The sequence below is a fragment of the Xanthobacter oligotrophicus genome (assembly GCF_008364685.1).
GTDB lineage: Bacteria > Pseudomonadota > Alphaproteobacteria > Rhizobiales > Xanthobacteraceae > Xanthobacter > Xanthobacter oligotrophicus.
The window spans coordinates 184,705-197,507 of record NZ_VTTL01000005.1 but is presented as its reverse complement, the minus strand read 5'-3'; the positions used below and the strand labels follow the sequence as shown (position 1 = coordinate 197,507).

The following is a 12,803-nucleotide window of genomic DNA, read 5'->3' as shown; positions in this document are numbered from 1 at the left end:
TGTGGGATTTCAGTTGGTTAGGCGGGATAGGCGGCGGAGGGGGTGGATGGGGGGTGAGCGGTTGGGTGGGGGAGGTGGAAAGGGGGTTATCGGGGCGAGGCTACGGAGTGATCCGATCCCAGACTTTTGCGCTTTCAGCATCGTAAAAAGTGTAATCAATTTTCGATTTTGCAAGCCTTTGATAGCGAGCTAATTGAGAGTCGAGTTGCGCAATATTTTCAGAATTTGGCCTGTAGACTCCGAAATATATATGCTCAATATTAGATGAAAATATCTTATTATATATGTGAGAATCATTATCTGCGGCTGAGTGACCGAAAATGAATAGGTTTCCCTCCATACGACCTAAAGTCGTATAACAAAATCTAAGATATTCAACTGAATTTATTTTTGCCACCTTTTGCCAAGAGGTTCCTTCGGCGACGTATGTTGGAAGTTTCTTTTTGTTCTCTATAGTGCTTGTGATCGCATCAATGATGCCGTTCGAATTTTTTAGATGCTTATGGATATCACCTTGGTGGTCTGAAAATAAATGAAGCCCCCCGTGCAGATAGTACGTATTACAATAAGCTCCCTCTTTGAATGGGCCTATCATCCCCTGACTGACCACACCAAGGCCAAATCCATCACCCACGAACGTCTTGGGGTTTTCAAGCAGAACCCAGTATAGTAATAGATCGTAGTTTAACGAGAAGAATTTATTGAAACTGTTCAAAAATTCAATGCAACTTGGGATGATTGTTTCGATGTCGGTACGATTCGTTGGGTGGTTCGCTCGGATTGCATGCACCAATTGCGCACGTAGTGAATCAGCGTCCCCCAAAAATCGCGAGGCGCTATCTGTATCTCCATACGTTTCTGAAACCGCCGCAGCATCCGTCAAGGAGCGAATTACAGATTCAAAATCAAAAGTGTCCAACTTTTTAAAAAGTTTCATAACAGGCTCTTCTGAGCCAATGGCGACAGAATCAAGCAGAGTCTTATAACTGAAAAATTTCGAAGAAAAGCCATTTCCGATTAGAAGAGCCCTATCTTGGTTGGCAGTTGCGCTGATAGCATCGTCGAACGAAATGATTGGTGGCATCTCCCCCCCATTCGAATCTTGGTAACGCAACTATCACGGGTTGTTGCAGTTTTGACAACCAAAATTCAAGCTAAAGCCCCCTCGCATCCCCCGCCCCTGCCATATCGCGCGTGGGAGGTTCGCGGTGGACGAGCCACTCGCCGACCGGGTCAGGTCCGGAAGGAAGCAGCCCCAACGCGCCCGACTCGGGTCTTCGTCCAGCCTCCCGTCCCTATTCCCCACATAAGCGCCTGCCCTCTGCCGATGGATGCTCCGGTCAAGCCGGAGCATGACGGCGGTTTGGGATGGAGGGCGCGGCACGAGCGCCGGGGGCCTTCCCATGACGGGGCTTTCCTCCCACCGTCGCCCTCCGGCTTGACCGGAGGGTCCATCGCCCCGCCGGGCACCGCGCTGGGCGGGACCATGCTTCAGCCGAGCGCGATCTCGTCGAACAGGTCCCGCCATCCGGGATTGTCCTTCTCCACCAGATCGATTTTCCACTGCCGCAGCCATGCCTTCAGCCGCTTCTCGCGCTGAATGGCGGCCATCGCCGTCTCGTGGATCTCGAACCAGACGAGGCGCTGGACATGGTAGCGGCTGGTGAAGCCGGGTCCGGTTCCAAGCCGGTGCTCGAACACGCGGCGCGTCAGGTCATTGGTCACGCCCACATAGAGCGTCCCGCGGGGCTTGCTGGCGAGGAGATAGACGAAGTAGCGCCGCTCCATGCTCAAGCTCCGCTGCGGTGGCGGCTACATTGCACCGGGAGCCGACCGCTTCGCCAGCGGTCCCATGGATGCTCCGGTCAAGCCGGAGCAAGACGGCCGATGAAGGTGGACACGCGGCTTTGGCGCCCTCTTGCATCCCTCCCCTGCCCCTGCCATATAGCGCTCGGGAGGTTGGCGGTGGACGAGCCACTCGCCAACCGGGTCAGGTCCGGAAGGAAGCAGCCCCAACGAGCCCGACTCGGGTCTTCGTCCAGCCTCCCACCTCTCGATCCTCGCATCGCAAGGTCCCGCCCGCAGCGCCGTCAAGGTGCGCGGGGGGTCTTTGGCGTGGGGAGCCTGGGCGTTACGACTTGGGCGTTGGCTCTTCCCCGCTCCTCCCCTCCTCGCCCTGTGAATTGCCGCGCCCCGGTCGCAATCCGGTTCGGATTTGGGGATAAGACTAGCCACCTTTCCAAGGAGGATCCCATGTGGGTCGTCGTCGTCCTCGTCCTCAGCGCCCTCGTCAAGCCGGAAGCGGTGGTCAACCGCGACAACTCCTATCCCACCGAGGAGGCCTGCAAGGCCGCCATCGCCAAGAACGTGCCCGCCCGGCTCGATGCCAGGCACAAGGAAGCCGTGGCCGAGGGCTATCGCCGCTACGTCTGCATCCGCGTCCCCGCCGCGGAAGCGCCCAAGGCTGACGCCCCGAAGGCCGACGCGCCGAAGGTCGAGGCCCCCAAGGCCAAGTGAACGCCGGCAGGTGAGCGCCGGCGCTTAAGCGCGGCAGGCCGGCGGCGGTTTTGCCGGCCCGCCCATCGACGCGGGCGACCGCGATGCTATGTATGGGGCAGGTGCATCGTAGGGTAGGCATCCCCTGCACATCCCCAAAGGCAGCTTCATGAGCGAGGACACCCACGCGCACCCGGACGACGACGGGCCAAATCCGGGGCTAGGCCTGGACCTCGGCGCCCCGTCCGCTGCCGCGCGACCGGCTCCGACCCCGGAGGCCCTCGCGCCGGCCCCCGCCGCCTATCGGGTGCTGGCCCGCAAATACCGCCCGCAGAATTTCACGGACCTCATCGGCCAGGAGGCCATGGTCCGCACCCTGAGAAATGCCTTCTCCTCGGGGCGCATCGCGCAGGCCTATATCCTTACCGGCGTGCGCGGCGTGGGCAAGACCACCACCGCGCGCATCCTCGCCCGCGCGCTTAATTACGAGCCCATGGATGGCGGCGCTGGCGGGCCGAGCCTCGATCTCTCGGTCATGGGCAGGCAGTGCCGCGACATCATCGAATCCCGCCATGTGGACGTGATGGAGATGGACGCGGCGTCCAACACCTCCATCAACGACATCCGCGAGATCATCGAAAGCGCCCGCTACCGCCCGGTGATGGCGCGCTACAAGGTCTACATCATCGATGAAGTGCACATGCTCTCCACGGCGGCCTTCAACGGCCTGCTGAAGACGCTGGAAGAGCCGCCGGAGCATGTGAAGTTCATCTTCGCCACCACCGAGATCCGCAAGGTGCCGGTCACCGTGCTGTCGCGCTGCCAGTGCTTCGACCTCAGGCGGGTGGAAGCGAGCGAGCTGGCGGCGCATCTGTCCGGCATCTGCGCCAAGGAAGGCGTCACCATCGAGCCGGAGGCGCTCGCCATCGTGGCGCGGGCGGCCGAAGGCTCAGTGCGCGACAGCCTGTCCCTGCTCGATCAGGCCATCGCCCATGGCGGTGGCACGGTGGGCGCGGAAGAGGTGCGGCGGCTGCTCGGCCTTGCCGACAAGGGCCGCGTCATCGACCTGTTCGAGGCGCTGATGAAGGGCGAGATGGCCCGCGCGCTCGCCGAATTTCGCGACCAGTACGATGCCGGCGCCGACCCGGCGGTGATCCTCACGGATCTGGCCGAATTCACCCATCTGGTCACCCGCCTCAAGATCATGCCCGACGCGGCGCAGGATGCAGCCCTCGTGGAAGCCGAGCGCGTGCGCGGGCTGGAGATGGCCCAGGGCCTGTCCATGCGGGTGCTAGCGCGGGCGTGGCAGATGCTCACCAAGGGCATCGGCGAGGTGCAGCAGGCCCCCAAGCCCGCCCAGGCGGCGGAAATGGCGCTGGTGCGCCTCGGCTACGCCACCGACCTGCCCACCCCGGACGAAGCCCTGCGGCGCCTGAAGGACCAGCCGGTTACCGACGCCCCGGCGCCGCCCTCCGCCCCCTCGGGCGGTGGTGGTGGAGGGGGCGGCGGCGCGCGGCTGTCCCTCGCCCCTCGCCCCGCCGAGGCCCGGCCGCAGATGCAGCCCGCGCCGGTCGCGGCCGTTGCGGCGCCGGCGGCGGGTCCCCGCCTCGCAAGCCTGGCCGACGTGGCGCAGTACGTCGCCGCCAAGCGCGACCTGGCCCTGAAGCACGCCGTCGAGACCTCGCTGCGGCCGGTGCACGTGGAGGAGGGACGCATCGAGGTGGCGCTGGTGCCCGGCGCCCCCGCCAGTGTCATCCAGGATCTCTCCCGCAAGCTGTCGGACTGGACCGGCCGGCGCTGGCTGGTTTCCATTTCCTCGCAGGCGGGCGGGCCGACCTTGGCGGAGGAGAATGCGGCGGTGAAGGCCGAGCGGGAAGAAGGCATCAAGGCACATCCGCTGGTGGCCGCCGTGCTCGCCCGCTTCCCCGGCGCCGAGGTGGTGGACGTGCGCACCCGCGAAGAAGCGCCCATCGACACCGAGGTCCTCGCCCCCTCGGAAGAGGACCTTTATGCCGGTCCCGGCGCCGACGACGAACTCGAATACTGACCAGCCCGCGCGGCGCCAGAGCGCAGCCGCGCGCCACGACAGGAGAGATGAAGCCATGCGCGACCTGATGGGGATGATGAAGCAGGCCAAGGAGCTTCAGGAACGCATGCAGCAGATGCAGGCGGAGCTGGAACAGGTGGAGGTGGAAGGCGCCTCCGGCGGCGGCCTCGTCACCGTGCGCGTCACCGCCAAGGGCGAGTGCAAGGCCGTGCGCATCGATCCCTCGCTGGCGAAGCCGGACGAGGTGGAGATCCTGGAAGACCTCCTCGTCGCCGCCCTGGGCGATGCCCGCGTCAAGGCCGAGCGGGTGATGCAGGAGAAGATGAAGAGCCTCACCGGGGGCCTCGCCCTGCCGCCGGGGCTGAACCTGTTCTGAGGCGGCTTTTCCACCGCGGGCGGCGGCGCCTGGTTACCTCATCGTGACAGCGCCCCATTGCTCCGCTATGGGGCGTGCCCCGAATTCGAAGGAGAGCCCATGGCTGCCGCCGCACCGCAGGGAATGAGCGAGACCATCGCCCGCATCATCGCCGCCGAGATCAGCGCCCGCCCGGCGCAGGTCAGCGCGGCCGTGTCCCTCATCGACGAAGGCGCCACGGTTCCTTTCATCGCCCGCTACCGCAAGGAGGTCACGGGCGGCCTCGACGACACCCAGCTGCGCACCCTGGAGGAGCGCCTGTCCTATTTGCGCGAGCTGGAGGCGCGGCGGGCCGCCGTGCTGTCCTCCATCGACGGGCAGGGCAAGCTGTCGGACGAACTGCGCGGCAAGATCGACGCCGCCACCACCAAGGCGGAGCTGGAGGACCTCTATCTCCCCTTTAAGCCCAAGCGCCGCACCAAGGCGGAGATCGCCCGCGAGAAGGGGCTCGGGCCGCTGGCCGAGGCCCTCCTCGCCGACCGCTCGGTGGCGCCAGCAGAGCGCGCGGCGGCCTTCCTCAACGAGCAGGTGGCTGACATCAAGGCAGCCCTCGACGGGGCACGGGACATATTGGTGGAGACCTTCGCCGAGAATGCGGAGCTGGTGGGCCGCCTGCGCGCGCACCTGAAGGCCAACGCTGTGCTCAAGGCCAGGGTGGCCGAGGGCAAGGAGGAGGCCGGCGCCAAGTTCCGCGACTATTTCGACCATTCGGAAAAATGGGCCACCGCCCCCAGCCACCGCGTGCTCGCCATGCTGCGCGGCCGCAACGAGGAGATGCTGACCCTCGACCTCGTGGTGGACGAGGACGCCACCACCCCGGTGAAGCCCACCGAGCGCATCGTGGCGGAGGCCTTCGGCATTCCCCTCGCCAACGGCGCGCCGGCCGACGGCTTCCTGCTGGAGGTGGCGCGCTGGGCATGGCGGGTGAAGCTCTCGCTCCACCTCACCGTGGAGCTGATGGGCGACATGCGCGAGCGGGCGGAAGAGGAAGCCATCCGCGTCTTCGCCCGCAACCTCAAGGACCTGCTGCTGGCAGCCCCCGCCGGCTCGCGCGCCACCATGGGGCTCGACCCCGGCATCCGCACCGGCGTGAAGGTGGCGGTGGTGGACGGCACCGGCAAGCTGATTGCCACCTCCACGGTCTATCCCTTCCAGCCGCGCAACGACGTGCAGGGGGCGAGCGCGGCGCTGGCCCACCTCATCCGCCAGCATAAGGTGGAGCTGATCGCCATCGGCAACGGCACCGCGAGCCGGGAGACCGACAAGCTGGTGGCGGATCTCCTCGGCATGCTGCCGCCGCCCCACCCCATCAAGGTGGTGGTGAGCGAGGCGGGGGCCTCGGTCTATTCCGCCTCCGCCACGGCCGCCGCCGAGATGCCGGACATCGACGTGTCGATCCGCGGCGCCGTCTCCATCGCCCGCCGCCTCCAGGACCCGCTGGCGGAACTGGTGAAGATCGAGCCCAAGGCCATCGGCGTGGGCCAATACCAGCACGATGTGGACCAGGCCCGCCTCGCCAAGGCCCTCGACGCCGTGGTGGAAGATGCGGTGAACGCTGTGGGCGTGGACCTCAACACCGCCTCCGCCTCTCTGCTCGCCCGCGTGTCGGGCCTCGGCGCCTCGTTGGCGGAGGCCATCGTGGCCCATCGCAACACGGTGGGGCCGTTCAAGACCCGCAAGGAATTGCTCAAGGTCGCGCGCCTCGGGCCGAGGACGTTCGAATTGTCCGCCGGCTTTCTGCGCATCGCGGAGGGGGCGGAGCCGCTGGATGCCTCAGCCGTCCATCCGGAAGCCTATGACCTCGCCAAGAAGATCGTTTCCGCGTGCGGGCGGGACGTGCGCACGCTCATGGGCGACACGGCGGCGCTGAAGGCGCTGGACCCGCGCGCCTTCGTGGACGAGCGCTTCGGCCTGCCCACGGTGCGCGACATCCTGAGCGAGCTGGAGAAGCCCGGCCGCGACCCGCGCCCGCAGTTCAAGACCGCCACCTTCGCCGAGGGGGTCAACGAGATGAGCGACCTCAAGCCCGGCATGGTGCTGGAAGGCACGGTGACCAATGTGGCCGCCTTCGGCGCCTTCGTAGACATCGGCGTGCACCAGGACGGGCTGGTCCACGTCTCGGCCCTGGCCGACAAGTTCGTGAAGGACCCCCACGAGGTGGTCAAGGCCGGCGACGTGGTGAAGGTGCGGGTGGTGGAGGTGGATGTGAAGCGCAAGCGCATCGCCCTCTCCATGCGCAAGGACGATGCGGGCGGGCGGCCCCCGGCGGGTCGGCCGCAGGAGCAACCCCAGAACGGGCCGCGCCAGAACGACGCCCGCCGCGGTCCGCCGCCGAAGGACAAGCCCACCCAGGGCGCCTTCGGCGCCGCGCTCGCTGACGCCCTGCGGCGCAAGGGCCAGTAGGCCGGGAAACGAAAAGGCCAGGCAATGCCCGGCCAGTCAAATGGCGCGACGGTTTACATCCCGAACTTGGGCGCAGGCTTTCGCCTGCGGCCGCCTCAGCGGCCCGCGTGCACCCGGGCGAGCCGCGGCATCAGACGGATGAGGCGGATGCGCCGGCCGCGCGGCGGCTCGTCCTTGTCGCTCATGAGCATCACGGCAAAGCCCATCTGCACGCTGCCGAAGGTCACGCCGAGGGCCAGGGTGAGCACGACCAGCGCCAGCGGGCCATCGGAAGAGGTGGCGAACAAGGTCCCCAGGTGCGCCACGTCGAAGGCGGCGAGAAGGGCGACGAAGACGGCGGCCACGCCCACCCCGATCACCGCATGCCGCAGCAGGAAACGAACGAGAAATGGCATCGCGAGGCCTCCCCTCCTGAACCCATGCTGTGGAACGACCAAGCGGCCTTGGGGTTTCCGTATCGAAAATGGTCTCACGCGCCTTTGATGGCGGCAAGCGCCCCCATGCCGGCACAAAGTCGCAGGATGCGCCATATCAAGGCGGCACAGTCAAGGTGTCCGGGCGGCAGGGCGTCTAGAATCGCGCCGCATCCGGTGTCGCTGACCACGGCGCCGGCAAAATAACAACGGGAGGCAGCACATGACGAAGCACGACAAGGCCCACCGCCTGGTGGTGGTCTGCGACGGCGCCAAGGCCATCCTTCTGGCCGATGCCGGCACCGCCCTCGTCCCGCAGCTCAGCGTCCTCGAAAGCTACGACGAGCCCCATGCCGGCACCGCCGCGCTCGGTACTGACCGGCCCGGCCGCGTGCACGAATCCGCCACCACCGCCCGCAGCGCCATGGAGGAGACCGACCTGCACGCGCAGGCAGAGGCGGCGTTTCTCGGCCGCGTGGCCGCACGGATCGGCGTGATGGTGGAGGCTGGCACCGCGCCGGAGCGCATCCTCCTCGTGGCGCCGCCGCGCGCGCTCGGCACCCTGCGCGGCGCGCTGAGCGCCAAGGTCAAGGGCCGGGTGGACGGGGAAATCGCCAAGGACCTCGTAAAGCTGCCGGTGGAGGAGATCGGCCGCCACATCGCGGCCTGAACCATGGCCACAGGCTAAGGGTTCCCAGGAAACGATCCACCCCGGCACCGCGTTCGAATAATGCCGACGGCTCCGGTCTTCGACGGGATCCGCGAGAGGGCTTCGCTCAAGCGCCGCGCGGGCTGAGCCGGGGGCCGGGGCGTCAGGCCCACCGGCCCCCGGCTCAGTTTTGAACGCGAAAGGTGGTCCATGTCCCTGATCCAATCGAGGTTCTTCTCCCCCTGCGCCATCTCGCGGCTGAGGCTCCTTGCCTGTCTTGCGCTGGTGGGGGTGGTTGCGGCGGTGGGCGGCGCCGTCACCGCCCCCGCCATTCCCGGCTGGTACCAGGGTCTTCACAAGCCGGCGTGGACCCCGCCCAACGCGGCGTTCCCCATCGCCTGGACCATCCTCTACATCCTGATGGCGCTGTCGCTCTGGCGGCTGTGGGACAAGGTCGCGCCGTCGCCGGCGCGGCGCACCGCCATCGGCCTGTTCCTCGGCCAGCTGGCGCTGAATGCGGTGTGGTCTCCCGTGTTCTTCGGGCTGCACGCGCCGGTGGCGGGGCTCATCATCATCCTCGCGCTCATCGTCGTGCTGGCGCTCTCGCTGCGGGCCACCTTCCGGGTGGACCGCACGGCGGGAGGGCTGCTGGTGCCCTATCTCGCCTGGGTGTGCTACGCCTCCACCTTGAATGCATCCATCGTCCTCCTCAACTGACGCGGCCCTACCGCGTCCCCGAGGTCCGCCATGCTCCACTGGTCCATCTATCTCTTCATCCCGCTGGCCCTGGCCCTGGTGGCCGGGGTGCTGATCCTCGGCCTGTTCAATGTCGCCTCGGGCGGCTCGCCCCAGCGCTCCCAGCGGCTCATGCAGCTGCGCGTGCTGTTCCAGTTCGGCGCCATCATCCTGGTGATGATCACCATCTTCGCCATGGGGCGGTGAACCGGGACGCCGATCGGGGCCGATGAGAGGGACTGCAACCAGATGGTGAAGCTGAACAAGATCTACACGCGCACCGGCGACGACGGCACCACCGGGCTCGGCACCGGCGCGCGGGTTCCCAAGTACGACCTGCGGGTGGACGCCTACGGCGCGGTGGACGAGACCAACGCCGCCATCGGCCTCGCCCGCCTGCATCTTTCGGGCGAAGCGGTGCTAGATTCCACACTCATGCGTGTGCAGAACGACCTGTTCGATCTCGGCGCCGACCTGTGCGTACCCCCGAAGGCGGACGAGGCGCCGGGCACGGCGCTACGCATCATTCCGGCGCAGGTGACCCGGCTGGAGACCGACATCGACACCCTCAATGCCGAGCTGTCGCCCCTCACCTCCTTCATCCTGCCGGCGGGAACGCCGGCATCCGCCCACCTGCATTTCGCCCGCACCGTCTGCCGGCGCGCCGAGCGCATCATGGTGGAGCTGTCGCACCAGCCGGACGAGACCGTGGGCGGGCCGGCCATCCAATATGTGAACCGCCTGTCGGACCTGCTGTTCGTGGCCGGCCGCTACGCCAATGCCCGCGGCGCCGCCGACGTGCTCTGGGTGCCGGGGGCCAGCCGCGCCTGAGGATGAGGCGGGGCGGAGCGGCTCTTCCTGTGCGTCATCCCGGCGCATTTTCTTCCGGCGAACCGCTGCCTCCTCCATCCGAAAATGCTCTAGGCTTCAGGCCATGGGCGCGCACCGGGCGCCCGTGGAAGACCCTGGGCCATGTTCCTCCCCATCGCCGACGCCAACCCGCTGGAGCATGTGCGGCACGCCTACGTCACCTGGGCGCTGCTGGCGCTCAACCTGTTCGTGTTCCTGGCGCTGCAGCACGGCGCCTTCGGGACGGTAAGCGAGGCCGGCACGCTGACCTTCGGCACCATTCCGGCGGTCGTGACGGGGGAAGCGGTGCTGCCGGAAGGCTATGCGCGCATTCCCGCGCCGTTCAGCCTTGTCACCTACATGTTCCTGCACGGCGGCTGGCTGCACCTCATCGGCAACATGGCGTTCCTGTTCGTGTTCGGCGACAACGTGGAAGACGCGCTCGGCCACATCCGCTTCCTCGCCTTCTATCTGTTATGCGGCGCGCTGGCGGCGAGCGCCCACGTGCTGGCGAACCCCGCCTCGGAAGCGCCGCTGGTGGGAGCCTCCGGCGCGGTGGCGGGAGTGATCGCGGCCTATCTGGTCCTGCACCCCAACATCCGCCTGTGGGCGCTGGTGCTCATGAAGATCCCGCTGCGCGTGCCGGCCTACTGGGCCATAGGCGCGTGGTTCACGCTCCAGATCTGGCAGATCCTGGTGAGCGACGACCACGACACCGCCTGGTGGGCCCATGTGGGCGGCTTCCTTGCCGGCGCGCTGCTGGTGACGGTGATGCGTCAGCGCGGGGTGGCGCTTCTGGATCCCGATCCCTCCGGCGTACCGAGCCGCCCGGCGCCGCGCAAGAACGAGCCGTGAAAGGGCGACGAGGCCGACTTTAGGAGACCTTGAAAGCGCGAGCGTTGACACACTTTCTGGCCCCTCCTACGTTGCCGGCCCGCACAAAATGCTGCAATGCAGGGACGACGCGGAAGACTGGAAGACCGGCGCGATTTTTCGACCGCCGGTCAATATTTCGGGAACGGGGAGCACGCCTCTATGAAGATCCTGGTGCCCGTTAAGCGGGTGGTGGATTACAACGTGAAGGTCCGGGTGAAATCGGACGGGTCGGGCGTGGAGCTCGCCAACGTCAAGATGTCCATGAACCCGTTCGACGAGATCGCGGTGGAAGAGGCGCTCCGCCTGAAGGAAGCCGGCAAGGCTACCGAGGTGATCGCCGTCTCCATCGGCCCGGCCCAAGCCTCCGAAACCCTGCGCACGGCGCTGGCCATGGGCGCCGACCGCGGCATCCTGGTGAAGGTCGACGGCGTGGTGGAACCGCTCGCGGTGGCCAAGATCCTCAAGGGCGTGGTGGGCGAGGAAGCCCCCGGCCTCGTCATCCTCGGCAAGCAGGCCATCGACGACGACTGCAACCAGACCGGCCAGATGCTCGCCGCCCTGCTGGGCTGGCCCCAGGGCACCTTCGCCTCCAAGGTCGTGGTCGAGGACGGCGGCGTCGCCGTCACCCGCGAGATCGACGGCGGCCTGCAGACCGTGAAACTCAACGGCCCGGCCATCGTCACGACGGACCTGCGCCTCAACGAGCCGCGTTATGCCTCGCTGCCCAACATCATGAAGGCGAAGAAGAAGCCCATCGCCGACAAGACGCCCGCCGATTACGGCGTGGACGTCGCCCCGCGCCTCACCGTGCTCTCCACCGCGGAACCTGCGGGCCGCAAGGCGGGCGTGAAGGTGGGCTCGGTGGCCGAGCTGGTGGCGAAGCTCAAGGATGAGGCGGGGGTGATCTGATGGCAACTTTGCTGCTCGCCGAACACGACAATTCGGCTCTCAACGGCGTCACCGCCAAGGCACTCTCCGCCGCGGCCGCCCTCGGCGGCCCGGTGCACATCCTGGTGGCCGGCCAGAACGCCAAGGGCGTCGCCGACGCCGCGGCCAAGCTCGCCGGCGTCGAGAAGGTGCTGCTGGCGGACGATGCGCTCTATGCCCATCGCCTCGCCGAGCCGCTGGCCGCCCTCATCGTGGCGCTGGCTCCCGGCTACGACGCCATCGTCGGTCCCTCCACCGCGGTGGCCAAGAACGTGCTGCCGCGCGTGGCCGCCCTGCTGGACGTGATGCAGGTCTCCGACATCACCAAGGTGGTGGCCCCCGACACTTTCGAGCGGCCCATCTATGCCGGCAACGCCATCCAGACCGTGAAGTCCTCGGACGCCAAGAAGGTCATCACGGTGCGCACCGCCTCCTTCGCCGCCACCGGCGAGGGCGGCTCGGCGGCTGTGGAGGCTGTCGCGGCGGTGGCCGATCCCGGCGTCTCCACCTTCGTGGAGGAGACCATCGCGGCCTCCGACCGTCCGGAGCTGACGGCAGCGAAGATCATCGTCTCCGGCGGCCGCGCCCTGGGCTCGCGGGAGAAGTTCGCGGAATTGATCGAGCCGCTGGCGGACGTGCTGGGCGCCGCGGTGGGCGCCTCGCGCGCCGCCGTTGACGCGGGCTACGCGCCGAACGACTGGCAGGTGGGCCAGACCGGCAAGGTGGTGGCGCCCGAGCTGTACATCGCGCTCGGCATTTCCGGCGCCATCCAGCATCTGGCCGGCATGAAGGACAGCAAGGTCATCGTCGCCGTCAACAAGGACGAGGAGGCCCCCATCTTCCAGGTGGCCGACTACGGGCTCGTGGGCGACATCAACACCGTCATCCCCGAGCTGAAGGCGGAACTCGCCAAGGCGAAGGGATAAGGCCAAAGCGTTTTCGCGCGCGGTGCCCCCATTCAACGCGGCGCGAAAATGCTCTAGAAACAAGCGG

At 66.9% G+C, this 12,803-nt stretch carries 14 protein-coding genes and 2 other RNA genes; 13 read left to right on the top strand and 3 right to left on the bottom strand.

What is annotated here, in order from left to right:
- Positions 1–100: 100 nt before the first annotated feature.
- On the bottom strand, positions 101–1,084 hold the full coding sequence (locus FZ033_RS09885) for a DUF4917 family protein (RefSeq protein WP_149575968.1): 984 nt from the start codon (positions 1,082–1,084) through the stop codon (positions 101–103).
- 112 nt (positions 1,085–1,196) lie between these two features.
- Here FZ033_RS09885 and ffs (FZ033_RS09880) point away from each other — a divergent pair.
- Positions 1,197–1,294, top strand: an RNA gene (ffs, locus tag FZ033_RS09880) — signal recognition particle sRNA small type.
- A 197-nt stretch (positions 1,295–1,491) separates the two neighbouring features.
- Here ffs (FZ033_RS09880) and FZ033_RS09875 read toward each other — a convergent pair.
- Positions 1,492–1,788 carry a GIY-YIG nuclease family protein gene (locus FZ033_RS09875; protein ID WP_149575967.1) on the bottom strand — a complete coding sequence of 99 codons (297 nt, stop codon included), beginning with the start codon at positions 1,786–1,788 and terminating at the stop codon, positions 1,492–1,494.
- Positions 1,789–1,953: 165 nt separating this feature from the next.
- Here FZ033_RS09875 and ffs (FZ033_RS09870) point away from each other — a divergent pair.
- The 5 genes from ffs (FZ033_RS09870) (at position 1,954) to FZ033_RS09855 (ending at position 7,361) form a co-directional block, all read left to right on the top strand.
- Positions 1,954–2,051, top strand: an RNA gene (ffs, locus tag FZ033_RS09870) — signal recognition particle sRNA small type.
- A gap of 202 nt (positions 2,052–2,253) precedes the next feature.
- The gene (locus FZ033_RS24010; RefSeq protein WP_188079431.1) at positions 2,254–2,517 is read left to right on the top strand and encodes a hypothetical protein; all 264 of its coding nucleotides are present in this window, start codon (positions 2,254–2,256) and stop codon (positions 2,515–2,517) included.
- Between the two features lie 148 nt (positions 2,518–2,665).
- The gene (locus FZ033_RS09865) at positions 2,666–4,543 is read left to right on the top strand and encodes a DNA polymerase III subunit gamma/tau (RefSeq protein WP_149575966.1); all 1,878 of its coding nucleotides are present in this window, start codon (positions 2,666–2,668) and stop codon (positions 4,541–4,543) included.
- Positions 4,544–4,598: 55 nt separating this feature from the next.
- Positions 4,599–4,919 carry a YbaB/EbfC family nucleoid-associated protein gene (locus tag FZ033_RS09860; RefSeq protein ID WP_138400198.1) on the top strand — a complete coding sequence of 107 codons (321 nt, stop codon included), beginning with the start codon at positions 4,599–4,601 and terminating at the stop codon, positions 4,917–4,919.
- A 99-nt stretch (positions 4,920–5,018) separates the two neighbouring features.
- Entirely contained in the window at positions 5,019–7,361 is a 2,343-nt protein-coding gene (locus FZ033_RS09855) for a Tex family protein (RefSeq protein ID WP_408068475.1), read from the top strand.
- Positions 7,362–7,456: 95 nt separating this feature from the next.
- Here FZ033_RS09855 and FZ033_RS09850 read toward each other — a convergent pair whose 3' ends face one another.
- Positions 7,457–7,756, bottom strand: a complete 300-nt coding sequence (locus tag FZ033_RS09850) for a hypothetical protein (protein ID WP_149575965.1) — start codon at positions 7,754–7,756, stop codon at positions 7,457–7,459.
- 241 nt (positions 7,757–7,997) lie between these two features.
- Here FZ033_RS09850 and FZ033_RS09845 point away from each other — a divergent pair, with 241 nt between their 5' ends.
- From FZ033_RS09845 to FZ033_RS09815, 7 genes are all read left to right on the top strand, one after another.
- Positions 7,998–8,444: a host attachment protein gene (locus tag FZ033_RS09845; protein WP_149575964.1), complete on the top strand. Its 447-nt coding sequence runs from the start codon at positions 7,998–8,000 to the stop codon at positions 8,442–8,444.
- A gap of 189 nt (positions 8,445–8,633) precedes the next feature.
- Entirely contained in the window at positions 8,634–9,140 is a 507-nt protein-coding gene (locus FZ033_RS09840) for a TspO/MBR family protein (RefSeq protein WP_149575963.1), read from the top strand.
- 30 nt (positions 9,141–9,170) lie between these two features.
- On the top strand, positions 9,171–9,365 hold the full coding sequence (locus tag FZ033_RS09835) for a twin transmembrane helix small protein (protein ID WP_012114190.1): 195 nt from the start codon (positions 9,171–9,173) through the stop codon (positions 9,363–9,365).
- A gap of 42 nt (positions 9,366–9,407) precedes the next feature.
- Positions 9,408–9,989 carry a cob(I)yrinic acid a,c-diamide adenosyltransferase gene (locus tag FZ033_RS09830; protein ID WP_149575962.1) on the top strand — a complete coding sequence of 194 codons (582 nt, stop codon included), beginning with the start codon at positions 9,408–9,410 and terminating at the stop codon, positions 9,987–9,989.
- A gap of 141 nt (positions 9,990–10,130) precedes the next feature.
- Positions 10,131–10,862: a rhomboid family intramembrane serine protease gene (locus FZ033_RS09825; RefSeq protein WP_149575961.1), complete on the top strand. Its 732-nt coding sequence runs from the start codon at positions 10,131–10,133 to the stop codon at positions 10,860–10,862.
- A gap of 180 nt (positions 10,863–11,042) precedes the next feature.
- Complete coding sequence (locus FZ033_RS09820) at positions 11,043–11,792, top strand: electron transfer flavoprotein subunit beta/FixA family protein (RefSeq protein WP_149575960.1); 750 nt, start codon at positions 11,043–11,045, stop codon at positions 11,790–11,792.
- Positions 11,792–12,736 carry an electron transfer flavoprotein subunit alpha/FixB family protein gene (locus FZ033_RS09815; protein WP_149575959.1) on the top strand — a complete coding sequence of 315 codons (945 nt, stop codon included), beginning with the start codon at positions 11,792–11,794 and terminating at the stop codon, positions 12,734–12,736. Before FZ033_RS09820 ends, FZ033_RS09815 begins: the two co-directional genes overlap by 1 nt.
- Positions 12,737–12,803: the final 67 nt, after the last annotated feature.

Bases quoted from the DNA above. Each gene is read 5' to 3' on its own strand.
- FZ033_RS09885 (WP_149575968.1), bottom strand. From the start codon at position 1,084: ATGCCACCAATCATTTCGTTCGACGATGCTATCAGCGCAACTGCCAAC.
- FZ033_RS09875 (WP_149575967.1), bottom strand. From the start codon at position 1,788: ATGGAGCGGCGCTACTTCGTCTATCTCCTCGCCAGCAAGCCCCGCGGG.
- FZ033_RS24010 (WP_188079431.1), top strand. From the start codon at position 2,254: ATGTGGGTCGTCGTCGTCCTCGTCCTCAGCGCCCTCGTCAAGCCGGAA.
- FZ033_RS09865 (WP_149575966.1), top strand. From the start codon at position 2,666: ATGAGCGAGGACACCCACGCGCACCCGGACGACGACGGGCCAAATCCG.
- FZ033_RS09860 (WP_138400198.1), top strand. From the start codon at position 4,599: ATGCGCGACCTGATGGGGATGATGAAGCAGGCCAAGGAGCTTCAGGAA.
- FZ033_RS09855 (WP_408068475.1), top strand. From the start codon at position 5,019: ATGGCTGCCGCCGCACCGCAGGGAATGAGCGAGACCATCGCCCGCATC.
- FZ033_RS09850 (WP_149575965.1), bottom strand. From the start codon at position 7,756: ATGCCATTTCTCGTTCGTTTCCTGCTGCGGCATGCGGTGATCGGGGTG.
- FZ033_RS09845 (WP_149575964.1), top strand. From the start codon at position 7,998: ATGACGAAGCACGACAAGGCCCACCGCCTGGTGGTGGTCTGCGACGGC.
- FZ033_RS09840 (WP_149575963.1), top strand. From the start codon at position 8,634: ATGTCCCTGATCCAATCGAGGTTCTTCTCCCCCTGCGCCATCTCGCGG.
- FZ033_RS09835 (WP_012114190.1), top strand. From the start codon at position 9,171: ATGCTCCACTGGTCCATCTATCTCTTCATCCCGCTGGCCCTGGCCCTG.
- FZ033_RS09830 (WP_149575962.1), top strand. From the start codon at position 9,408: ATGGTGAAGCTGAACAAGATCTACACGCGCACCGGCGACGACGGCACC.
- FZ033_RS09825 (WP_149575961.1), top strand. From the start codon at position 10,131: ATGTTCCTCCCCATCGCCGACGCCAACCCGCTGGAGCATGTGCGGCAC.
- FZ033_RS09820 (WP_149575960.1), top strand. From the start codon at position 11,043: ATGAAGATCCTGGTGCCCGTTAAGCGGGTGGTGGATTACAACGTGAAG.
- FZ033_RS09815 (WP_149575959.1), top strand. From the start codon at position 11,792: ATGGCAACTTTGCTGCTCGCCGAACACGACAATTCGGCTCTCAACGGC.